1 protein-coding gene is annotated in these 693 nt (G+C 74.0%); it reads right to left on the reverse strand.

Annotation, left to right across the window (positions count from 1 at the left end; translation table 11 throughout):
* The coding region (locus LMU33_RS40850) for a beta-ketoacyl reductase (protein WP_228627180.1) at window positions 1–693 on the reverse strand (693 nt) is incomplete at both ends.

The following is a 693-nucleotide window of genomic DNA, read 5'->3' on the forward strand; positions in this document are numbered from 1 at the left end:
GTCGTCCGCGACGCCGGCCACGGCCGGCAGCGGGGCCGCGATCGCGCCGGTCGTACCGGACAGCTCACGGCGCAGATGCCCGGCCAGAACGGTAGGGGTGGGGTAGTCGAAGATGAGGGTCGGCGGGAGCTTCAGCGCGGTGGCGGCCCCGAGGCGGTTGCGCAGTTCGACGGCGGTGAGCGAGTCGAAGCCGAGTTCCTTGAAGGCCCGGCCCGACTCGACAGCCTCCGGACCCGCGTAGCCGAGGACGGATGCCACGGCCGTGCGCACCAACTCCAGGATCGCACGCTCCTGTTCGGCTTCGGGCCGGCCCGCGAGCTGCTGGAGCAGCACGCTGCCGCCGGCCGCGTCGGCCTCGGTGTCCGCACGCATGCCGTCCATCACGGCGCGTGCCTCGGGCAGGTCGCCGAGCAGGGGGCGCGGGCGGCCGGAAGTGAAGGCGAGGACGAAGCGCTTCCACTCCATGTCGGCGACGGTCAGTGCGGTCTCGTCCCGGTCCAGAGCCTGGCCCAGGGCGGTGACCGCGAGGTCGGGCGCCATCTCGAGCACGCCGTGCCGGCGCATACGGTCACCCACCGCGCCTTCGGCCATGCCGCCGTCGCCCCACGGTCCCCAGGCCAGGGACGTCGCCGTGAGCCCGGCGTCGCGCCGGTACTGGGCGAAGGCGTCGAGGAAGGCGTTGCCGGGCGCGTA

The organism is Streptomyces barringtoniae (genome assembly GCF_020819595.1).
GTDB classification, from domain to species: domain Bacteria; phylum Actinomycetota; class Actinomycetes; order Streptomycetales; family Streptomycetaceae; genus Streptomyces; species Streptomyces barringtoniae.